This is a genomic window from Arthrobacter sp. P4_F10, from assembly GCF_056401435.1.
In genome coordinates, this window is sequence record NZ_JBFUJJ010000047.1 from 1 (window position 1) to 19,431 (window position 19,431).

The following is a 19,431-nucleotide window of genomic DNA, read 5'->3' on the forward strand; positions in this document are numbered from 1 at the left end:
ACCCAGTCGTGCGGCAGCCCCGAACCCACCAGGGCGAGGTGTCCGGCCTCGAAAGTGCCGATGTGGTCTCCCACGATGAACTTTCCGGTGCCTTTCCGGATCAGGTGCAGTTCGTATTCAGGATGGTAGTTCCAACGTGCAACCGGGCTGGGGTAATCGTGCTCGTGCCAACGGACGGAATGGTTGGGGTCTTCCGGAATCACCTMCCGGTTGGCCCGCATCCCCAGCAGTCTTTCGGCAAGCCTGGCCGTTGCGCCGTCGCTCGGGTCCGCCGTGCTCATCCTGGTTCTCCCATGAGTTCGGATCATGAATTATGGACGGCACCTTGGCCGCCCCCTCCCAGAGTAGCGCCCCGCCCGGGACCGTTCAGGAAAATTAGTATCAGAAACCAGCAACCACGACGCTAGTTGTGCCCTATGCCACAAGCCTAATCTTGAGGAACATCAGCGGGGCACCCGGCATCAAGCCCCTAGTCCCGCTCACCGCCCCGCACCTGACACAGCAGTCGGAGTAGGGCAGCATTGCACCCCCTGAAGAACAAAGGAGTCCTTGAATGCGCGCAAAATTACGCGTTCCCGCATTGGCCGCAGGTGCCCTGTGCGTGGCGCTGAGCGCCTCGGCCTGTGCAGGCGCCGGCGGCGGCAATTCCGCAGGCGATCCGAACAGCATTAATGTCCTGATGGTCAACAACCCGCAGATGGAGGACCTGCAGCGGCTCACCGCTGCTAACTTCACGAAGGACACCGGCATCCGGGTCAACTTCACCGTCCTGCCGGAAAATGACGTCCGCGCCAAGATCAGCCAGGAATTTTCGAGCCAGGCCGGACAGTACGACATCGCGTCACTTTCCAACTATGAGATCCCGTTCTACTCCGCCAACGGGTGGCTGGCGCCCTTGGACAACGTGGCCCAGGATGCCGAGTTCAACCAGGCGGACATCCTGCCGGCCTACACCGCTTCCCTGACCGGGAAGGACGGCAAGCTCTATGGCGAACCGTTCTACGGCGAGTCCTCCTTCCTGATGTATCGGAAAGACATTTTCGATGCCAAGGGCCTGACCATGCCGGAGAAGCCGACATGGGACGAAGTCGCGGCCCTGGCCGCCAAGGCTGACGGCGCAGCGCCCGGGATGAAGGGCATCTGCCTGCGCGGCCAGCCGGGCTGGGGCCAGGTTTTCGCGCCGCTGACCACGGTGGTGAACACCTTCGGCGGGACCTGGTTCGACAAGGACTGGAATGCGAAGGTCAACGCTCCCGAATTCACTGCAGCCACGGAGTTCTACACGAAGCTGGTGCGAGAGCATGGTGAAGCGGGGGCCGCGCAGGCCGGTTTCACCGAGTGCCTGAACAACATGAGCCAGAGCAGGGTCGCCATGTGGTACGACGCCACCTCCGCAGCCGGCGCTTTGGAAGCCGACGCCTCCCCGGTGAAGGGAAAGATCGGTTACGCACAGGCCCCGGTGAAAGAGACCAAGTCCTCGGGCTGGCTGTGGACCTGGTCCTGGGCCATGCAGGCGGCCTCGAAGAAGCAGGACGCTGCCGGGAAGTTCATCGCCTGGGCCAGCTCGAAGAAGTACGAGGAGCTCGTCGCGTCCAAGCTCGGCTGGTCCAAGGTCCCGTCCGGCAAGCGCATCTCCACCTACGAGAACGCCGAGTTCCAGAAGGCCGCACCGTTCTTCAAAGCCGAACGCTTTGCCATTGAGAACGCCGATCCGACTAACCCCGGTGTCCAGCCGCGGCCGGCCGTCGGCATCCAGTTTGTCGGTATTCCCGAGTTCGCCGCCCTGGGCACACGGGTGTCCCAGGGCGTCAGCTCCGCCATCGCCGGCCAGGGCTCCGTCGCCGACGCGGTGGCCAAGGGCCAGGAAGCCGCACAAAAAGTCGGCGACAAGTACAAGTAGCAACAACCGAACCGCAGGAGAACATCATGACTACCGCAACGGCGCGCGTCTCCCGCCACGGGAGCGAGACAGCCACACCTTCCAAGAACGCCAGGGCGCGGGAACGCGCCATGGACTGGGCACGGCGTGCACCGCTGCTGCCGGCCCTGGTCTTCCTCATCGTCGTCACCCAGCTTCCGTTCGTGGTGACCCTGATCATCTCGTTCATGAACTGGAACAGCCTGAGCCCAGACAAGACCGGATTCGCTGGTTTTGAGAACTACATCCAGGTTGTCACCGACCCTTACATGCTGCAGGCGATCGTCACCACCATCATCGAGACCGTCTCGGTGGTTCTGGCCAGCCTGGTCCTTGGCCTCGGCCTGGCCCTGCTCCTGGACAAGAAATTCATCGGCCGCGGCCTGGCACGGACCCTGCTGATCGCACCGTTCCTCATCGTTCCGGTTGCCGCGGCCCTCATCTGGAAGCATGCCATCCTCAACCCCGTCTACGGCCTGATCAACGGCACCCTGACCTGGGTTTGGTCGCTCTTCGGCAGTGACACCCCGCCCCAGCCTGACCTGCTGTCCCAGGCACCCCTGATGGCCATCATCTTGTCGCTGGTCTGGCAGTGGACCCCGTTCATGATGCTTATCCTGCTTGCCGGTCYCCAGTCCCGCCCGATGGATACCGTCGAAGCCGCACAAATGGACGGGGCACGTCCCTGGGATATTTTCCGCCACCTCACGCTGCCGCACCTGCGCCAGTACCTGGAACTCGGCGGACTGCTCGGAGCCATCTACATCGTGCAGAACTTCGACGCCACCTTCGTCATCACCTCCGGCGGCCTGGGCACGGCCAACCTGCCCTACGCCATCTACGAGACGTTCTACTACGCCAACGAATATGGCCTGGCCTCAGCCGCCGGCGTCGTGGTGGTCATCGGCACCATCGTCGTGGCGACCTTCGCACTCCGCACCGTATTCTCGCTCTTCAAGAAGGAGGCAGCACGATGAGCACCCTCACCCCGGCCGAGCCCAGGTCATCAGTCCCCGCCCCGCCCGCTCCGACCACGGATTCCCGGCGCCGAGGCAAGTCGCGCATGGACCCCACCCGCAACAACACGGCCGCCGGGATCGCAGCCTGGCTCCTGGCCCTGCTGTTCGCAGTACCGGTCCTGTGGATGATCCTGACATCGTTCCACTCGGAAATCGACGCCGCGACGAACCCGCCCTCCATTGCCGCCGACCTTAACCTGGACGCCTACAAGGAGTTCTTCGGAGCCACATCCGGCGTCAGCCCGTGGCCGTCGCTGATCAACTCCGCCACCGCCTCGATCTTCTCCACCGTCCTGGTTCTGCTGCTGGCCATTCCGGCCGCGTACGCCCTGTCCATCCGGCCGGTGAAAAAGTGGACCGACGTCATGTTCTTCTTCCTCTCCACGAAGATGATGCCCGTCGTCGCCGCTGTCCTGCCGCTCTACCTCTTCGCCAAGACCGCCGGCGCGCTGGACAACATCTGGTTCCTGGTGCTGATGTACACCTCGATGAACCTGCCCATCGCCGTATGGATGATGCGCTCCTTCCTCGCCGAAGTGCCGGTCGAAATGCTCGAAGCCGCCCAGATCGACGGCGCCACCCTGCTGCTCACGCTTCGGAAGGTCATCGCCCCCGTGGCAATGCCGGGCATCGCGGCCACCGCCCTGATCTGCTTTATCTTCAGCTGGAACGAACTCCTCCTGGCCCGGGTCCTCACCGGCGTCGTGGCCGGCACCGCCCCGGTTTTCCTCACAGGCTTCGTCTCCGGCCAGGGCCTGTTCCTCGCCAAAGTCTGCGCCGCCGCCGTCGTGATCTCCCTGCCGGTGCTGTTCGCAGGCTTCGCCGCCCAGGACAAACTCGTCCAGGGCCTCTCCCTCGGCGCCGTCAAATAGCCGGCCACCTCTTCGATTAGTAAAGGATTCCTTCGATGACAACATCAACCACGCAGTCCCGCACCGCCGGACATCCGGACGTGCCCGCCACCATGCGCGCCGCAGTCCTCCAACGCCAGGGCGACATGGCCATGGAAACCCTGCCGGTCCCGCAGCTGGACGCGGATCAGGTCCTGGTGCAGGTCTCCGCCGTCGGCGTCTGCGGCAGCGACGTCCACTATTACGAGCACGGCCGGATCGGGGACTACGTCGTGGACCATCCGCTGATCCTCGGCCACGAGCTTTCCGGACGGATCGCCGCCGTCGGAAGCGCCGTCGACCCGTCACGTGTGGGCCAGCGGGTCGCCGTCGAACCCCAGCGGCCCTGCCGCAAATGCAAGCAGTGCAAAGCCGGACGCTACAACCTGTGCCCCGACATCGAGTTCTACGCCACCCCGCCGATCGACGGAGCCTTCGCCGAATACGTGAAGATCCAGAGCGACTTCGCCTACGACATCCCGGACAGCGTCAGCGACGAGGCGGCAGCCCTCATCGAGCCGCTCTCCGTCGGCCTTTGGGCCTGCGAACGCGCCCAGATCAAGCCCGGCAGCCGGGTCCTGATCGCCGGGGCTGGCCCCATCGGCATCATCGCCGCTCAAGCAGCCCGCGCCTTCGGCGCCACCGAAATCTACGTCTCGGACATCGCCGAAGACCGGCTGGCGTTCGCCCTGGAACACGGCGCCACCCATGCCCTGAACGCCTTGACGGACCGTGTCGAAGGGCTCGACGTCGATGCGTTCATCGACGCCTCCGGGGCCCCGCAGGCCGTCCGTTCCGGAATCAAAGCCGTAGGACCGGCCGGCCGGGTCATCCTGGTGGGACTCGGGGCCGACGACGTCGAACTCCCCGTCTCCTACATCCAGAACCGCGAAATCTGGCTCTCCGGCGTCTTCCGCTACACCAACACATGGCCGCTGGCCATCCAGCTGATCGCGGACGGGAAGGTGGACCTGGACATCCTGGTCACCGGCAAGTTCGCCCTCGCCGATTCCGAGGAAGCACTCAAAGCGGGCAAGCAGGCCGGACAGCTCAAAGCCGTCGTGTACCCGGGCCGCTGATGTACGCCACGGACGCCTCGCCCGCACGCCTCCCCGCTGCGGGGGACAGCAGGCTGACGGTCATCGGCGAATCACTCGTCGACATCATCAGCGACCCCCGCGGGCCTGCCGGAATCCAGGCCCACCCCGGCGGCAGCCCCCTCAACGTGGCAGTAGGAGCTGCGCGCCTCGACCTCCGGACGAACCTGGTGACCCACTATGGCGCCGACCCGCACGGGCTCATGCTCGAAGAGCATCTGCAGGCGAACGGCGTCCAGGTGATCAACGGCGGAACCGCACTCACATCAACGGCCCTCGCCACTCTGGGTTCCGACGGTGCCGCCGAATACACCTTCAAGATCACGTGGGCAATTAATGGGGCATCCCTGCCAGCCCTCGCCGCCGTCAAAGGGTCCACCCACGTCCACACGGGATCAATCGCCACGGTGCTCCCGCCGGGGGAGCAGGCCACCCTTGTCCTGGTACAGGCCGCCCGGGAGCACGCTACGGTCAGTTACGATCCCAACTGCCGGCCTGCAATCAGCCCCGATGCGGCTGCCGCACGCCGGCAGGCGGAAATGTTCGTAGCAGCCAGCGACATTGTCAAAGCGAGCGACGAAGACTTGAGCTGGCTCTACCCGGACCGGACCCCGGAGGAATCCCTGCAGGCCTGGCTGGAACTGGGACCGGCGGTCGTGGCACTGACGCGCGGAGCGGCCGGACCGATCATCCTCTCCGGGAAGGGGCGGGTGGAGATGGCAGCTGAACCCATCCAAGTGGCAGATACCGTGGGGGCCGGCGACTCCTTCATGGCAGGGCTTATTTCCGGACTCGCCCAACTCGAAGCGCTCGGGGCGGAGGGAAGACAAAAACTGCAGACCCTGGCCCTGGATCAGCTGCACGCACTCGCCTCGTACGCCAACCGCGCGGCGGCGATCACGTGCTCCCGGAAGGGCGCAAATCCACCGCGGTCGGCAGAACTCGGGCCGCTGTAGGCAGGCAGGATGGCTGATGGGGGACAGCTACCGAGGCTGAGCGAGCACTAGCCGGCGGCAGGAGCGTTCTGAAGGCCGCCGGTCATGGCCCCTGCGTAACGGCCGGATCCTCCATCGTGACAGTGCCGGCGTCGCCGTCCACGCGGATCCGCTGGCCGCTGGTGAGCCGCTGGGTGGCCACCCCGGTGCCGAGCACGGCCGGGATGCCGTACTCCCGGGCCACGATCGAACTGTGGCTCAATGGTCCGCCGACGTCGGTGACCACGGCGGAGGCCATCGCGAACAGCGAGGTCCATGCGGGGGTGGTGATGCGGGCGACCAGGACGTCTCCGGGCACCATCAGGGAAAAATCCTGGGGCCCCCTCAGGACGCGGGCCGGCGCGGTGACCCGGCCCGCGCTGGCGCCGATGCCTTTGATGATGTCGCCCAGCTGGTCCTGAGAGCCTGCGGGCATCATTTTCCCGAAGGCCCCCTCCATCCACCGGCTTTCCGGGAGCAGTTGCGGGGCGGCGGCCCTGGCTTGGCCTCGCCAGAGCATCTTGCGCTTCTCGACGGCGTCGGCGCGGACGGGCCGATCCGCTCCGGTAATTGCTACTGCCGCTGGTGCGCCCGGCGCGGCGAGGCCGAAATCGACGGCGCTTTGCAGCTCCTGGCGGCGCAGCCAGAACACATCGGCAGGCTCGGCGATGACGGCGGAGTCAACCAGCCGTCGACCCAGTTCGAGCAGCATCCGCCGCAGCAGCGGCCACGCCAGGCCGACGTCGGCCAGGGCGTCCTCGCGGATCGGGGCGGCGTTCTGAGCCCACCGGAGCAACCGGAGGAACGCGGCCTTGCGCTTCGGCCCGAGCCGGGTGACCGCTTGGTTGGTTTGGTCCTCCCGGCGCTCGGCCGACAGCCGTTGTCGCGCGTGTGGGTCATTGCCCTGTCCCCGCAGGTAGAACTTCACCGTCTCCAGCAGGGCTGAGGGATCGTCGGCCGGCACCGGGCTGACGAAGTCCAAGTTGTAGACCGCATGGCCAAACCGGCCGAGGTGGTCCTGGAAGCGGGAATGCCATTGCTGCCAGAGCGCCTGGTCCACACCTGCCGGCGGGATCCCGGTGCGCTGCGACTCCACCAGTGCCGCTGTGGGTTCGTTGAGCAGCGTCGGAGCCAGCTCCGGAACTTCCCGGGCCCAGGCTGCGAGGTCGTACAGCGACTTCTCCGCCCGGATGGGTTCGCTGTCGTAGCCGAGGAGGAACGTCTGGGCGGGGGGATCTCCGTTGCGCCGTACGAACCTGTCGTAGTACGTCCGGAAGGAGATTTCGCTTGTCGCGGCGATGGGAATGATTGACTGCACGGCCGTGTAGTACACGGTGCCTGCGTCCAGCAACGCCTGCACACCCTCGAACAGTTCCCCTCCGGAGAGCTCCTCGACGGGCGTGGCCGACCAGTCCTTGATCACCTGCTCGTAGCGCGGATGCGAAAATTCCCGCCAGCCGGCCACACCCATGTGCGCCTTGCCGCGGACCAGCGCCCGTACGGCGGTCAGCGATTTGCCCATCACCCGCCACATTCCCGAGGTGCGGTAGAAGTAATAGGCATAGCCGTTAATGGTGGGCAGTCCCACGTCGTCGTCGCGGATGACGTTCTTGCCGACGGCCTCGGCCATCAGGGCTCGCAGCGAACGGGCCACCGAGCCGTCAATGAGGTCGGCAAACAGCGGCGAGAGCGGGTCGGGCAACTGTTCCACGATGCTGGCCCGGAAGTACAGCCCCTTCGGGTAGGGCACCGTCCAGACGTCCGGGGTGTCAGCCGCTGGTTCAGGCAACGCCGTGATCGGCCGGGATTGCAGGATGAAGAACTCGCCGCCGGCCCGTGCCCACTCGATGTCCTGCGGCGTCCCGAAATGATCAGTAATCCGTGTCCCATAGCCGGCCAGTACGGCCGCCGCCTGGTTGTCCAGGACGGGCTGACGACGCCGCGCCGCCGGCACCGGCTGCTCCCGCGTGCCGTGGTCCGCATAGACAGTCATGACCTCCTTGTCAGCGGTACGGCGCGACAGCACCCAGCCCGTACCGGCTTCGACGACCACGTCATCCGTGGTCACCGTACCGCTGACCACGGACTCACCCAGACCCCACGCGGCACTGATCACGATCTGGTCGCGGCGCCCGTTCGCCGGATTGGCGGTGAACATGACCCCGGCAGCCTCGGCCTCGACCATCTGCTGGACCACCACCGCGAGGCGCACCGCGTCCGGGCCGATGCCCTCACGGGCCCGGTATGCCATGGCACGCGCCGTCCACAGGGAAGCCCAGCAATCGGTCACGGCCGCGGCCAAAGCCTCCGCTCCGCGGATGTTGAGGTAGGTTTCCTGTTGCCCGGCGAAGCTGGCCGAGGCGAGGTCCTCGGCCGTGGCGGAGGAGCGCACCGCCACAGCGGAATCCCCGTTGCCGAGGCGACTGTAAGCAGCGCTGAGTTCTGTTGCGATCCCTGCGGGCACGGTGCCGCCGGCGAATAGGGCGCGGATCCGCTTCGAGGCGTCCTCGTAGTCCTGTGGCGCAGCCTGCGGCGACAGCGAGGCCAGCTCACGGATGCCCGCCTCGAGGTGGTTGGCGGCCACAAAATCCTCATAGGCTGCGGTGTTCAGCACAAACCCCGGAGGAACCGGCAGCCCGGCCTGCGTGAGGCCGCCCAGTCCGACACCCTTGCCGCCGGCCACAGCGACGTCGCCTTGTCCCACATCGCCGAAGTTGTTGATGTAGGTCATGACCGTGCGTCCCTTCTGCCCGGGCCGGGGTGTCTTGATTGAGCCTGATGCCCAACATACTGGCACTGCCACAGGCAAGAGGCCATAGCTGGATCGGAGGGCCCGGGGGAGAGCCCCGCCAGAGCCGCCCGAAGGCCAGACGAGCCCGGGTCTAGTTCTTGTCGAGTTCGTCGAGGAGGGACTTAGCTGCTTTGGCGATGTCGTTGTGGTCGTTCTGGGCGGCTCGGCTCTCGATGGCAAGAATCGCGCAGCGGTGCAGCCGCCGAAAATCTCCAAAGGGAAAGCTGCAACGTCCCTTGGTGTCGTGTGTTTCTTCCGTGTCTTCGCCCAGATGCCACGAGCCGTACTCTGTGTAGCCGTACTTGTCGATGAACGCGTTTTCCTGGTCGGCGTCGGGGGCATGCTCGCTCCAGTCGTCCCGGGTATCCCGGGCAAGCCTCGCGTCCTTGATCAGCTGCCGGGCATGACGTAGACCCGCGTTGTTGACCTTGATTGTCATCGGGTTGCTTCCGCTCTGTCGTGCGGGTCAGGTCACGTAGTTTCGGGTGCTTCCGGTGACTGGGCTCCACCGCGGGAGACGTGGACTTTCGTGGCGGACGTTTCGGACTGCTCCGGAAGCTGGGCGCGGATTTCGAGGACACCGTCGATGTAGCTTGCCTCAACAGCCTCAGGGTTCGCGCCGCGGGGCAGCGGGACGCTACGCGAAAATTCGCCGTAGCGAACTTCGCTCCGGTAACCCGGTTGATCCTTGTGGGCGGGTTCCGTGCGCCGGGCAGCAATCTGCAAGGTGCCGTCGGTGACGGTGATATCGATGTCCTTGTCGGGGTCGATGCCGGGAATATCGGTTCGGACGACCAAGGTGTTTCCGTCCCGGTACTCCTCGACTCTTAGCCAGGCATCTGTCTCGCCCTGCAGGAAGCGCCGGACTGGTTCGGGCACGTCGATGCCGGTGCGGCGGAACAAGTTTTCCATGTCTATCTCCTTGCTCTGGTTCCCGAGGTGGCTGCGGCGCGGAGCGGCGGGGGTGGCGCCGGCCAGCCGGCGTTGCGGTTCTGTAAGACCCTGTTGCCGGGGTCTTACAGAACCAGCCAGCAGCAGTCTACGGAGCCCAAGAACGCCTTAGCGGGAGGACTTTGCGGCCCGAGCCTGCTATGCCCTGCTTCGGCGGCCGGCAAGGGCCCCATAGACCAGGAGCACAATAACGGCCCCGAGGATGGCGAGGAGCCAGGTCCGCAGGTCAAAGAAGTCAGCGAGGCCTCCGCCGAAGATCAACGAACCTATCCAGCCGCCGAGGATTGCGCCTACGACGCCAACAACGAGTGTGATCACCCAGCCGCCTCCCTGCCGGCCGGGAAGGACCGCCTTGGCGATAGCTCCTGCGATAAGGCCGAGAATGAGGAACGCGAGAATTCCCATTACTGTACTTCCTTTCGGTAGACCGGTCGTGGAATGCGGCCGTAACCGCGATTTAATCAGCATGCGTACTGTCGTGCAATACCCGGTCTCGCTGCCTGCTGCTGCGGCTGTCCCGTCGCCCGTCTTGCCTGCAATCGAAGCGGGCGCTGGCCGTGCGTACCAGGGGCGGCAGGCCGAGCGGGATCCAGCCGCGGGAGGCTAGTTCAATGAAGCTTCGGGGCCAGGCTTGGGCGCCGAGGGGGCGCTGGAGCCTGGAATTCCCGTTCGTGGAGTCTGGAAGAAATCCACAAACCGGGCGAGTTGTTCCGACAGGGTCTCCCACCCGTCGAAGTCCGCAGGCACGGCCGCACGCTCAGCCTCGGAGGCCGCTTGCAGGGCGGCGTTTCCGGCCTCGGAAATCTGGACCTGAAATTGGCGCCGGTCGGCGGGGTTGCGTGTCCTAGTGACCAGCCCTCCCTCCTCCAGGCGCGCAAGAACGCGCCCGAGTGTCTGGCTTTGAACATGAACCTTTGCGGCGAGCTGTTCCTGGTACATGGGCCGGGGTGCCACGGCTTCCAAGGCGATGACAGCGGCACGCGTCAGTCCCAACGGTGCCAGCGCATCGTCGTGGAGGCGTTGGACCAGACGGGCCGCTGCGGTCAGAAGCCGGTAAGCGTCCCGGGCGTGGGGCTCAGGGGCGAGGATCACTAAGAGAGCCTTCCTGATTGGGGTGGCGACGAAATCGCGGTGTCAGGGACGGCGCCAACTAAGCCGGCGTCCACCTCCACAGTAAGCACGCCGTGCATCTATTTGGCAAGTATGCTTACTACTTTCACGCACAAGACCGCACTCTGCGCGCTTTTCGCGATAAGCCCCCGTTTGAAATTCGGCAAGGCCTTGCGATCAGCATAGGAAGTGTGCTTACTATCTAGTTAGTAACCGTGCTTACTAATTTCATCCGGTACCGCTAGACACGATCACGATCCCACGCGGACCCCTCCTGAAAGAGAGCAACGATGACACAGAACCCATGGGCCCAGGCAACACCCCAAGCATCCACGGACCAGTACACCGGCGATGGCGTGGTGCCCCCTCAAGATGGCGTGGCGCCCCCTCAAGTTGGCGTGGTGCCCGCTCACGGTACGGAACGTGCTGTCTCAAAACAGGAGACAGCGAGGGAAGAAGCGGCGGACGTAAAGCGCCACGCAACAGATGCGGCCCAAAACGTCGCCGAGACGGCCAAGACGGAAGCAGTCCACGTCGCCGCCGAGGTCAAGACCAATGCCCGGGACCTGCTGCACCAGGCCAAGTCAGATCTCACTGAGCAGGCCGGAACCCAGCAGCAGAAGGTTGCCGAAGGCCTCAGAGCCGTCGCTGGCGAACTGCATTCCATGGCTGCTGCTTCCGAGCAGCCGGGCGTGGCCACCGACGTCGTCCGCCAAGCCGCCGAGCGGTCCGCCGCTGTTGCGTCATGGCTCGATGACCGGGATCCGGGTTCGCTGCTGACCGAGGTCAAAACCTTTGCACGCCAGCGCCCGGGCACGTTCCTCCTGCTCGCGGCCGGAGCCGGTGTACTGGCCGGGCGTCTCAGCCGCAGCCTGAGCGCCGGAGCCCCCGAAACCACGGGCACCACCGCTACCGGAACGTCCGCCGCCGGCCGGATCCCCGATACCGGCGTAGCGGTTCCGCCGCCGCCGGTGCAGATGCCGGCTCCGCAAACCACGACGGCGGGCTTCGCGGACACCTACCCTCCGAATCCCCTGGACTCCGAGTTGGGCACTGCCGATCCACTCCATGACGCCGGGCCGGGCCGCAGGGCCACAGAGCCCATGGTCGGCGAGCCCCTTCGGTCGGCTGATCCGTTCCGCGATGACCCCTTCGACGGCGGCCGTCGATGAGCAGCGAAATGCCTCCCACCGCCGCCCACGCGAAGGCGGAAACGTCTTCCCTAGGTGACCTGCTGGGTGAAGTCACCCGGGACATGTCCACCCTGATGCGGCAGGAAGTGGAACTAGCCAAGGTCGAACTCAAGCAGTCCGCCACCCGGGCCGGCAAAGGCACCGGCATGCTGGCCGGCGCCGGCGTCGCGGGCCACTTTGTGCTCCTGTTCCTGTCTTTGGCGCTCTGGTGGGCGCTGGGGAACCTGATGGGGCTGGGTTGGTCCGGTGTTGTTGTCGCAGTCATCTGGGCAATTGCCGCCGCCGTCCTGGCAACCATGGGCCGCAAGGAACTTAACGCGATCAAGGGCATGCCGAGGACCGCCGAGACCCTGCAGGAAATCCCGCCGACACTTAAACCCAACTCTTAGATCCAGCGAGGAAACACGATGAGTGAAAATCCGGATGTCATCCGAGCAGATATTGAAGCAACCCGCGCCCGCCTGGGCACAAACGTGGATGCCGTCGCTGACAAGGTCACGCCGTCGCACATCGTCCAGCGGCAAACCGACAGAGTCAAAGATGCCGTCTTCGGAGTGAAGGAGAAAGTCATGGGAGCCGCCGACCACACCGCCGACCACGTCCACTCCGCCACCGGAAGCGCGGGCGCGCACGTGAGTGACGCGGGTTCCGCAGTCGCGGCCGCGCCGACACAGCTGAAGGCCAAGACCCAGGGGAACCCGCTGGCTGCCGGGCTGATCGCCTTTGGCGCCGGACTGCTGGTGTCCTCCCTGATCCCGGCCAGCCAGAAGGAGCGTGAAGCTGCTGATGCCCTCAAGTCCGCCGCCGAGCCACTCACGACGGAACTGACGGACGCCGCCAAGCACGTGGCCGAGGGACTCAAGGAACCCGCCCAGGAAGCCATGGAGAACGTCAAGGCCACTGCCGCGGACGCCACCGATCATCTCAAGGCGGACGGTCAGACGGCTGTGGCGGACGTGAAGGATCGGACCGCAGAAGCCAAGGGCAACGTTCAGCAGGCCTGAGGCCACATCTGAATTCGGCCGGCTGCCCTCGCTGATGCGCTGGGCGGCCGGCCACTTCGCTTAACCCCAAGAAGGATTTTCCATGGCCAAGAACCCTGCCAAGGCAGAAAATGACTCCATGACCGACGCCGAAACGGACGAGAGCAGCACTGCCAAGGCCCGTACTGCGCCCGCTCCGGACGACTCCCGCAAACCGGACAGCCCCGCCGACGTCACCAAGCCCTCCTGGAAGTACATCGCCAAGAAGACCCTGCGTGAATTCACGAAGGACCAGTGCCCGGATCTCGCCGCAGCCCTGACCTACTACTCGGTGCTCTCCATTTTCCCGGCGCTGTTGGCCCTGGTGTCTTTGCTGGGCATTTTCGGGCAGGCCGAGAAGACCACATCCGCCCTTCTGGAGATCGTCCAGGGATTCGCGCCCGGTGACACGGTGGACGCGATCCGCCAGCCGGTCGAGCAACTCAGCAGCTCCTCCGCTGCCGGACTCACCCTGGTTATCGGCATCCTCACCGCCCTCTGGTCCGCGTCCGGCTACGTCGGTGCGTTTGGCCGGGCAATGAACAGGATCTACGAAATCGACGAGGGCCGGCCCTTTATTAAACTTCGGGGCACGATGCTGGGCGTCACGATTGCCACCGTTCTGATCGTCCTCGTGCTCTCAGCAATGCTCGTGCTGAGCGGGCCGGTGGCCGAGGCCGTCGGCAACGCGATCGGCCTCGGCGGGGCCGTCCTGACGGCGTGGAATATTCTCAAGTGGCCCGTGATCTTCTTGCTCGTGATCCTCGCGATCGCCATCCTCTACTACGCCACCCCGAACGTAAAGCAGCCCAAGTTCCGCTGGATGAGCCTGGGATCCGCAATCGCCTTGGTGATTTTCCTGCTTGCGTCCCTGGCCTTCGCCTTCTACGTGGCCAACTTCAACAGCTACGAGAAGACCTATGGTGCGATCGGCGGCGTCATCATCTCGCTGCTGTGGCTCTGGATCCTGAACATGTCTCTGCTGTTCGGTGCCGAGTTCGACGCCGAGATGGAGCGTGGACGGCAGCTCCAGGCCGGCATCGAGGCCGAAGAGACCATTCAGCTGCCACCACGGGACACGAAACAGAGCGACAAGCTCCAGGCCCGCGAGGAAGAAGACATCCGCCGCGGGCGGGAGCTGCGGGAACAGCACGGGAACGGCCATGAACAGCCGGAAGGCAGAAACCATCCCGGAGAGAACGATGGAGTGGACCGCACCTAGCTCACGAAAGTGTCAGGCTTCGCTTATGACGGCGAGTTTGACGTTGTCCTTTTGTCCTTCCCAGCTGCCGGTCAGCGTGAGCCGGCCGGCGGGTTGCCCGTTAAGGTCCAGCCGCCGGATAACGAGCAAGTGGAAGCCGGCAGACTCGACTACCGTGCCGGCGTCGGTGTCGCACGGTGTGGCCGAAGAGACCTCAGGAACTGCATCGAGTTTCGGTCCGGTGGTTTGCACGAAGACCGATTGGGCCAGGCGTTCTTGTTTCCCCCCTTTTTGGAGGTATTGCTCAGCTTGCGGCCGGCCCAGCATGATGCTCGCCGCCAATGCCGCCACGTAGATGGGATCGGCGCAGGCATCGTAAACCCACCTCGTTCCGAGAACCGAATGCTGCATCGTTCCGACCAGCCATGGTTCCGCGCCGGCCAGGGGCTGGGCCCTGTACGTGAGAGGAACTTGAACGGTGGAGCTGCCCACAGACACGATGATCGTTTCTATGCCGACCTCGCCGGCGGGGTCGTCGAACCGATAGGAACCCACTTTGCGCAACCCTGCCGTGCCGGGCTCCTTGAACCACGGCTGGCTGGGCAGCCACTTTTCGAGAAGTTCAAGTTTCGTCGGCTGCAATTCTGCCTGGTGGATGATCGCCATGTCTGCAAGCCTAACCGCAGCCCCGGGAGTTCCGGCAGAATGAGCCCATACTCGATCTTCATCCGGTCGTCTTGGTGGCTGTGCCAGGTCGTCGCCTTCAAATTGTTGGCGACTGACTGGTGCTGATTCGTGAGGTAACTGCATGAACTATCCTCGGAGCCCGCGTCCTGCAGTCTTGAGCACGGCAGGAGTGCGGATACCAGACCCGTGCCTAGCCCTCCCGGTCGATCTGAAGGTAGCTGAGTCCACTGACATCGAGCCAGAATTTGGTCGGAGTCTCTACGAGACGCAGCAGGACGCCCCCGCAGGAACTGCAGCGCACAACTATTCCCGGGGCGTCGGCGTAGACCGCTGCTTCCCCGAAGACCCTGACCGCGCCACAGTTCTTGCACCGACCGATCGCTGCAATGATGTCAATGCGGAACAATTCCCATAACGGTCCTGCTGCCGCGTTCCCGTCAAGGTGTGGTACTGGATTGCCCGCGGTTCCGGCGATGTCCGGGTCCTCGAAGCGCGGGTCCTCAGCACCCGGGGAAGCGGAGCCGTTGTTGCCAGTCACCGTATTCCTCCCGTTCCGCCGAAGCGTTCGGTTTTGATCGAGCCGGTCGGATAGCCCGCCTGCACCATCCACTCTGTGGCCGTTTCGACAAACATCGTCTGACCACAGATGAAAATGTCGGGGGCAGCGTCCGCGGGCAGGATGTTTGCCAGCAGTGTTTCAGCGGTGAGTCGCTTCGGTGCGCTTGGCCAGCCCGCCGGAACTTTGCGTGTATAGAAATGGTCGACGGTCAGCTTGGGGGATTCCTGGCCCAAGGTGAGCAGCTCCTCCCGATAGAACCCTGTTTCGGGCGATTTGAGCGAGTACAGCAACCGGAACTGTGAAGGATTCTCGGATGCCTCGTGCGCGCGGATCATGGACATGAGCGGCACGATACCGGATCCGCCGGCGATCAGCTGAACCGGGTTCGGGTCGGTCGGACGCCAGACGAACCAGCCGCCGACGGGGCCCCGGATCTCCAACTGGTCTCCAACCATCAGGTCTCTGACCAGATAAGGGGAGACCTCCCCATTGGCCAATTCGTCGACCGTGATCTCCAGGATCTCGTCCATGCCGGCGGTGGCCACGGAGTAGGACCGCACCGCCGTGTAACCGTCGTCCGCCGTGAGCCGGATATCGATGTGCTGGCCGGCAAGGTTGCCGTTCAGACCGTCCACGCGCAGCCCGATGGTTCTGGACGATTCCGTTTCGGGAACGCCGCTGACAACCTCGGCGACGCGCCACAAGGTGCTCATGCGTCCTGCCTCATGAGTAGCGCTCCTCGCGCCACGGGTCGCCGTTGATGTGGTACCCGTTAGATTCCCAGAAGCCGGCAACATCGTGCGGCATCAGCTCGATGCCATTGATCCATTTCGCGCTCTTCCAAAAGTACAAGTGGGGCACCAGCAGGCGGGCAGGGCCGCCGTGGGCCCGTTCCAATGGCTCACCGCCGAATTCCCAGGCCACCCATGCCTGGCCGTCCAGCAGGTCCTGCAACGGGACATTGGTGGTATAGCCGCCATAGGAGTGAGCTGTAGTGAACTCGGATGTTGTTTCCACGTCCTCGAACAAGGTGTCCAGGGACACCCCGCGCCACGAGGTACCCAGCTTGGACCAGCTGGTCACACAATGAATATCGGTCTGGATATCAACCTGGGGCAGCGCCAAGAACTCCTCCCAGGACCAAGCACGGCGCTGCCCCGTCTCCGTTCTAATGAAGAACTCCCAGTCAGCGTTGGCGATATAGGGTGCAGGGCCTGCCGTCAGCACGGGAAAGCTTGCTGTCTCGTATTGGCCGGGTGGTAACGCTGGATTGCCGGTGCGCCGTTTTCCATGAAAACCAGACGAGATGATTCCCATCTTGTACCTCCGATGCGGAGTTCCGCCGGTCGACTCTTATCGGTGCCCCAACGATATGGCAATGGCGGGACCGAGACCAGACCTTGCCCCTTAGGCCTCCTTGCTTGCGGGGGATCCGGGGGCGAGGAGTCCAGCGGTGGTCGCGGTGACCCACTCCTTCAGCGGAATGCTCTGGTGGTGGTCCCAGCGGGAGTAGGTGATCCACGCCTTGCCCTTGCGGTCAAAGTCAGTGTTCACCAGGTTGTCCAAAGCGGTCCGGGGCCAGCGGGCGATGGCGTGGTTGCCGCTGAATTCGACAAGGCGCTGGGGGGAGGTCATCCAGGCCGGCTCCTTGCCCGGTTTGCGGGCCGGCAGCGAGATCACACGTCCCGACGCCGGGACCAGGCCTTTGGGGTTGACCAGCCTTTTCGTGTCGCTGCCGCCTTCGAACGTGCTCAGAACGGTGTCGACGCTTAGGAATTCGTCCCCGCCGAAGGTCGTGGACTGGCGGTAAAAGCAGATGCGGCCGTCGACAGTCAGGAAGGCAGCGCCGTCGTCCTCGTTTTCCAGGGGCCAGCCAAGGGACTGGGCCACGAAATGCCATGTGCTCCAATCGGTGCCTGTGGTGACGGCGGCAAGACTGGTCGGCACGGATCGCTTGAGCAGCCGCGTGCTGGCATGTCCCAGGATGCGTTCCATCCGGTCCGCGGCGGCGCGGCGGGCCGACTCATAGATGCCCGGGACGGACTCTTTGGCGGCTCTGCCGGCGACATCCGCTCGGGCCACCTCCGCTTGCGTCCTATTCATCCCATCCTCAAACGACATCGCAGCTCTCCATCGTTGATGCTTCGCGTGGCCACGCGAGCCTGGGCGCATTCTGCTGTGGTTTCGTCCCTTGGGGTTACCAGGGTTGGCCGGTTCGATCGTTGAGGCGGAGACTCCCGCCCCCCATTTTAGGTCCCCGGCGACAGCCGGAAGCTGAAGGACATCCAATGTTCATCGAACGATCACCAGCTCGGGGCGCGGGCCGGGTACCGACCCAACAGCCGCCGTCGTCTGGTACTGCCTTGCGTGAGTGTGTCCCGGCTTGGGTCCGGCAACCGCGGGTGTTAACTGGGAGAGTGAGTTCCCTACCGTCGACGCGTACGCAGAGGCTCGTGCTGTGGATCGCGATTCTCGCGTCCTTCGTGTCGTTCCTCGACAGCAGCGTCATCAACGTAGCGCTGCCCGCCATTTCCCGTGAACTGGGCGGCGGACTAACAACGCAGCAATGGGTAGTCGATGCCTACCTGATCACCCTGGGTTCACTCATCCTGGTCGCCGGCTCGCTCTCTGATTTGCTCGGACGCGTCGTGGTTCTCCGGGCAGGCCTCATCGGGTTCGGCACCACGTCAGTGATGTGTGCACTGGCACCCACAGCGGACGTGCTGGTCTTGGCCAGGGCGCTCCAAGGCGTCGCGGGCGCCTTGCTGGTGCCCAGTTCCCTGGCCCTGATCACGTCCAACTTCGACGAGGCCCCCCGGGCGAAGGCGATCGGCCAGTGGACGGCTGGTACAACCGTGGCTTTCATCGCGGGCCCCCTGCTCGGCGGGGTGCTCGTCGATTCGGTGGGCTGGCGTTGGGTCTTCGGAATCAACGTCCTGCCCATTGCTGTGACCCTGCATCTGTTGGGCGAGCTGCGGGCCAGGGATGTTCGCAAGGAGGGGGTGCGCATCGACTACCCGGGCGCCGTACTCTGCGTGCTCGGGCTGGCGGGGCCGGTCTACGCGCTGATCGAACAAGGCAACTATGGATGGGGGAGCCCGCTCATTCTGATGCCCTTCGTCCTCGGCATCCTGTGCCTCGCCGGGTTCATTTGGCGGGAACAGACCGCACAGCGGCCGCTCCTGCCGCTCAGCCTCTTCTCCGTCCGAAACTTTGCCGTCGGCAATGTGGCGACGGCCTTCGTCTACGCTGCGCTGTCGATCGGGGGATTCATCATCGTGCTTTTCCTGCAGCAGGTTGCCGGGTTTCCGGCGACGGTGGCTGCTCTGGCTTTGCTTCCCGTCAGCATCGTCAACATCCTCCTGGCGTCATGGTTTGGCTCACTGGCCGGGCGGTTCGGCCCGCGGTGGTTCATGGCATTCGGACCGGCTCTCGCCGGAGCTGGCTACCTCTTGATGCTCGCGTCTGAAATCCCGGTGAACTATTGGACCCAGCTGATGCCTGGGATCCTCCTGTTCGCAGTCGGGCTCTCGGCGACCGTCGCACCGCTCACTGCCGCCATTCTCGGTTCGGTTTCGGAACAGCAGGCCGGCATCGGCTCGGCAGTGAATAACTCTGTCAGCAGAGTTGCCGGTCTGATCGGCATCGCGCTGGTAGGCCTCGTCGTGGGCGGCAAACTTGATCTCGACGGATTTCACCGGATAGTGACCGTGACGGCCGTGCTGCTCATCCTCGGGGGCATTGTTTCCGCCGTCGGTATCCAAAACCCGCGCAAGGGGCCGGCAGGCCGGACAGGGCAGGGAGCCCCAACGCACAGCACGCGGAGCCAACGGATTTTCAGACCTGGCCCATAGGGGGAACTTCAACCACGAGGCGACCCTAGCGGGGATGAAGCCCTGAAATCCGGAGTCGGGCTCCGCCCGCGACCTTGCCCGGGCATGAGGCTCCTGCGACGATGGCAAGGTGAACATGCCCATTGGCTACTGGGTCCGGCGCCTGGATGCGTCGCTGCAGGCACA

General features: G+C 64.6%; 21 protein-coding genes. 10 read left to right on the forward strand and 11 right to left on the reverse strand.

Annotated elements, in window-relative coordinates:
* Positions 1-281, reverse strand: a 281-nt coding sequence (locus AC1DR1_RS21285) for an AraC family ligand binding domain-containing protein (protein ID WP_476993264.1), incomplete at its 3' end; no start/stop codon positions are given.
* 272 nt (positions 282-553) lie between these two features.
* Between AC1DR1_RS21285 and AC1DR1_RS21290 the strand changes: the two genes are divergently transcribed.
* The 5 genes from AC1DR1_RS21290 to AC1DR1_RS21310 are packed head-to-tail and all read left to right on the forward strand — an operon-like array spanning position 554 to position 5,880.
* Entirely contained in the window at positions 554-1,900 is a 1,347-nt protein-coding gene (locus AC1DR1_RS21290) for an ABC transporter substrate-binding protein (RefSeq protein ID WP_229996213.1), read from the forward strand.
* 26 nt (positions 1,901-1,926) lie between these two features.
* Positions 1,927-2,895, forward strand: a complete 969-nt coding sequence (locus AC1DR1_RS21295) for a carbohydrate ABC transporter permease (protein ID WP_476993265.1) — start codon at positions 1,927-1,929, stop codon at positions 2,893-2,895.
* Positions 2,892-3,809, forward strand: coding sequence for a carbohydrate ABC transporter permease (locus AC1DR1_RS21300; RefSeq protein WP_364743455.1), 918 nt, complete (start codon positions 2,892-2,894; stop codon positions 3,807-3,809). The genes AC1DR1_RS21295 and AC1DR1_RS21300 overlap by 4 nt, the downstream gene beginning before the upstream one ends.
* A 35-nt stretch (positions 3,810-3,844) precedes the next feature.
* Positions 3,845-4,906: an NAD(P)-dependent alcohol dehydrogenase gene (locus AC1DR1_RS21305; protein WP_229992200.1), complete on the forward strand. Its 1,062-nt coding sequence runs from the start codon at positions 3,845-3,847 to the stop codon at positions 4,904-4,906.
* The gene (locus AC1DR1_RS21310; RefSeq protein ID WP_229992199.1) at positions 4,906-5,880 is read left to right on the forward strand and encodes a carbohydrate kinase family protein; all 975 of its coding nucleotides are present in this window, start codon (positions 4,906-4,908) and stop codon (positions 5,878-5,880) included. Before AC1DR1_RS21305 ends, AC1DR1_RS21310 begins: the two co-directional genes overlap by 1 nt.
* An 82-nt stretch (positions 5,881-5,962) precedes the next feature.
* On the opposite strand, the gene AC1DR1_RS21315 is transcribed toward AC1DR1_RS21310, so the two are convergent.
* The 5 genes from AC1DR1_RS21315 to AC1DR1_RS21335 form a co-directional block, all read right to left on the reverse strand.
* A complete protein-coding gene (locus AC1DR1_RS21315) occupies positions 5,963-8,629 on the reverse strand; it encodes a PEP/pyruvate-binding domain-containing protein (RefSeq protein WP_229992198.1) in 2,667 nt (888 codons plus the stop codon).
* A 151-nt stretch (positions 8,630-8,780) separates the two neighbouring features.
* Positions 8,781-9,128, reverse strand: a complete 348-nt coding sequence (locus tag AC1DR1_RS21320) for a hypothetical protein (protein WP_229992197.1) — start codon at positions 9,126-9,128, stop codon at positions 8,781-8,783.
* A gap of 32 nt (positions 9,129-9,160) precedes the next feature.
* The gene (locus AC1DR1_RS21325) at positions 9,161-9,601 is read right to left on the reverse strand and encodes an Hsp20/alpha crystallin family protein (protein WP_229992196.1); all 441 of its coding nucleotides are present in this window, start codon (positions 9,599-9,601) and stop codon (positions 9,161-9,163) included.
* 177 nt (positions 9,602-9,778) lie between these two features.
* Complete coding sequence (locus AC1DR1_RS21330) at positions 9,779-10,045, reverse strand: GlsB/YeaQ/YmgE family stress response membrane protein (RefSeq protein WP_229992195.1); 267 nt, start codon at positions 10,043-10,045, stop codon at positions 9,779-9,781.
* A 198-nt stretch (positions 10,046-10,243) separates the two neighbouring features.
* Positions 10,244-10,732 (reverse strand): MarR family winged helix-turn-helix transcriptional regulator, encoded by a 489-nt coding sequence (locus AC1DR1_RS21335; protein ID WP_229992194.1) that lies wholly within the window; start codon positions 10,730-10,732, stop codon positions 10,244-10,246.
* Positions 10,733-11,040: 308 nt separating this feature from the next.
* Here AC1DR1_RS21335 and AC1DR1_RS21340 point away from each other — a divergent pair, with 308 nt between their 5' ends.
* The 4 genes from AC1DR1_RS21340 to AC1DR1_RS21355 all read left to right on the forward strand — a co-directional run bounded on the left by AC1DR1_RS21340 (position 11,041) and on the right by AC1DR1_RS21355 (position 14,187).
* The gene (locus tag AC1DR1_RS21340; protein ID WP_229992193.1) at positions 11,041-11,922 is read left to right on the forward strand and encodes an ATP synthase subunit B family protein; all 882 of its coding nucleotides are present in this window, start codon (positions 11,041-11,043) and stop codon (positions 11,920-11,922) included.
* 8 nt (positions 11,923-11,930) lie between these two features.
* Positions 11,931-12,332, forward strand: coding sequence for a phage holin family protein (locus tag AC1DR1_RS21345; RefSeq protein ID WP_476993266.1), 402 nt, complete (start codon positions 11,931-11,933; stop codon positions 12,330-12,332).
* A gap of 18 nt (positions 12,333-12,350) precedes the next feature.
* Positions 12,351-12,947 carry a DUF3618 domain-containing protein gene (locus tag AC1DR1_RS21350; protein WP_229992191.1) on the forward strand — a complete coding sequence of 199 codons (597 nt, stop codon included), beginning with the start codon at positions 12,351-12,353 and terminating at the stop codon, positions 12,945-12,947.
* A gap of 118 nt (positions 12,948-13,065) precedes the next feature.
* Entirely contained in the window at positions 13,066-14,187 is a 1,122-nt protein-coding gene (locus AC1DR1_RS21355; protein WP_414645456.1) for a YihY/virulence factor BrkB family protein, read from the forward strand.
* 12 nt (positions 14,188-14,199) lie between these two features.
* On the opposite strand, the gene AC1DR1_RS21360 is transcribed toward AC1DR1_RS21355, so the two are convergent.
* The 5 genes from AC1DR1_RS21360 to AC1DR1_RS21380 all read right to left on the reverse strand — a co-directional run bounded on the left by AC1DR1_RS21360 (position 14,200) and on the right by AC1DR1_RS21380 (position 17,515).
* Entirely contained in the window at positions 14,200-14,832 is a 633-nt protein-coding gene (locus tag AC1DR1_RS21360) for a CG0192-related protein (protein WP_476993267.1), read from the reverse strand.
* Between the two features lie 211 nt (positions 14,833-15,043).
* Positions 15,044-15,391 carry a DUF6510 family protein gene (locus AC1DR1_RS21365; RefSeq protein WP_229992188.1) on the reverse strand — a complete coding sequence of 116 codons (348 nt, stop codon included), beginning with the start codon at positions 15,389-15,391 and terminating at the stop codon, positions 15,044-15,046.
* On the reverse strand, positions 15,388-16,125 hold the full coding sequence (locus AC1DR1_RS21370; RefSeq protein WP_229992187.1) for a ferredoxin reductase: 738 nt from the start codon (positions 16,123-16,125) through the stop codon (positions 15,388-15,390). Before AC1DR1_RS21370 ends, AC1DR1_RS21365 begins: the two co-directional genes overlap by 4 nt.
* A gap of 10 nt (positions 16,126-16,135) precedes the next feature.
* Positions 16,136-16,729 (reverse strand): sulfite oxidase-like oxidoreductase, encoded by a 594-nt coding sequence (locus AC1DR1_RS21375; RefSeq protein ID WP_229992186.1) that lies wholly within the window; start codon positions 16,727-16,729, stop codon positions 16,136-16,138.
* A gap of 90 nt (positions 16,730-16,819) precedes the next feature.
* A complete protein-coding gene (locus AC1DR1_RS21380) occupies positions 16,820-17,515 on the reverse strand; it encodes a hypothetical protein (RefSeq protein WP_229992185.1) in 696 nt (231 codons plus the stop codon).
* A gap of 314 nt (positions 17,516-17,829) precedes the next feature.
* Here AC1DR1_RS21380 and AC1DR1_RS21385 point away from each other — a divergent pair, with 314 nt between their 5' ends.
* Complete coding sequence (locus tag AC1DR1_RS21385) at positions 17,830-19,266, forward strand: MFS transporter (RefSeq protein ID WP_229992184.1); 1,437 nt, start codon at positions 17,830-17,832, stop codon at positions 19,264-19,266.
* Positions 19,267-19,431: the final 165 nt, after the last annotated feature.

Bases quoted from the DNA above. Each gene is read 5' to 3' on its own strand.
- AC1DR1_RS21290 (WP_229996213.1), top strand. From the start codon at position 554: ATGCGCGCAAAATTACGCGTTCCCGCATTGGCCGCAGGTGCCCTGTGC.
- AC1DR1_RS21300 (WP_364743455.1), top strand. From the start codon at position 2,892: ATGAGCACCCTCACCCCGGCCGAGCCCAGGTCATCAGTCCCCGCCCCG.
- AC1DR1_RS21305 (WP_229992200.1), top strand. From the start codon at position 3,845: ATGACAACATCAACCACGCAGTCCCGCACCGCCGGACATCCGGACGTG.
- AC1DR1_RS21310 (WP_229992199.1), top strand. From the start codon at position 4,906: ATGTACGCCACGGACGCCTCGCCCGCACGCCTCCCCGCTGCGGGGGAC.
- AC1DR1_RS21315 (WP_229992198.1), bottom strand. From the start codon at position 8,629: ATGACCTACATCAACAACTTCGGCGATGTGGGACAAGGCGACGTCGCT.
- AC1DR1_RS21320 (WP_229992197.1), bottom strand. From the start codon at position 9,128: ATGACAATCAAGGTCAACAACGCGGGTCTACGTCATGCCCGGCAGCTG.
- AC1DR1_RS21325 (WP_229992196.1), bottom strand. From the start codon at position 9,601: ATGGAAAACTTGTTCCGCCGCACCGGCATCGACGTGCCCGAACCAGTC.
- AC1DR1_RS21330 (WP_229992195.1), bottom strand. From the start codon at position 10,045: ATGGGAATTCTCGCGTTCCTCATTCTCGGCCTTATCGCAGGAGCTATC.
- AC1DR1_RS21340 (WP_229992193.1), top strand. From the start codon at position 11,041: ATGACACAGAACCCATGGGCCCAGGCAACACCCCAAGCATCCACGGAC.
- AC1DR1_RS21345 (WP_476993266.1), top strand. From the start codon at position 11,931: ATGCCTCCCACCGCCGCCCACGCGAAGGCGGAAACGTCTTCCCTAGGT.
- AC1DR1_RS21350 (WP_229992191.1), top strand. From the start codon at position 12,351: ATGAGTGAAAATCCGGATGTCATCCGAGCAGATATTGAAGCAACCCGC.
- AC1DR1_RS21355 (WP_414645456.1), top strand. From the start codon at position 13,066: ATGACCGACGCCGAAACGGACGAGAGCAGCACTGCCAAGGCCCGTACT.
- AC1DR1_RS21360 (WP_476993267.1), bottom strand. From the start codon at position 14,832: ATGGCGATCATCCACCAGGCAGAATTGCAGCCGACGAAACTTGAACTT.
- AC1DR1_RS21370 (WP_229992187.1), bottom strand. From the start codon at position 16,125: ATGAGCACCTTGTGGCGCGTCGCCGAGGTTGTCAGCGGCGTTCCCGAA.
- AC1DR1_RS21375 (WP_229992186.1), bottom strand. From the start codon at position 16,729: ATGGGAATCATCTCGTCTGGTTTTCATGGAAAACGGCGCACCGGCAAT.
- AC1DR1_RS21380 (WP_229992185.1), bottom strand. From the start codon at position 17,515: ATGAATAGGACGCAAGCGGAGGTGGCCCGAGCGGATGTCGCCGGCAGA.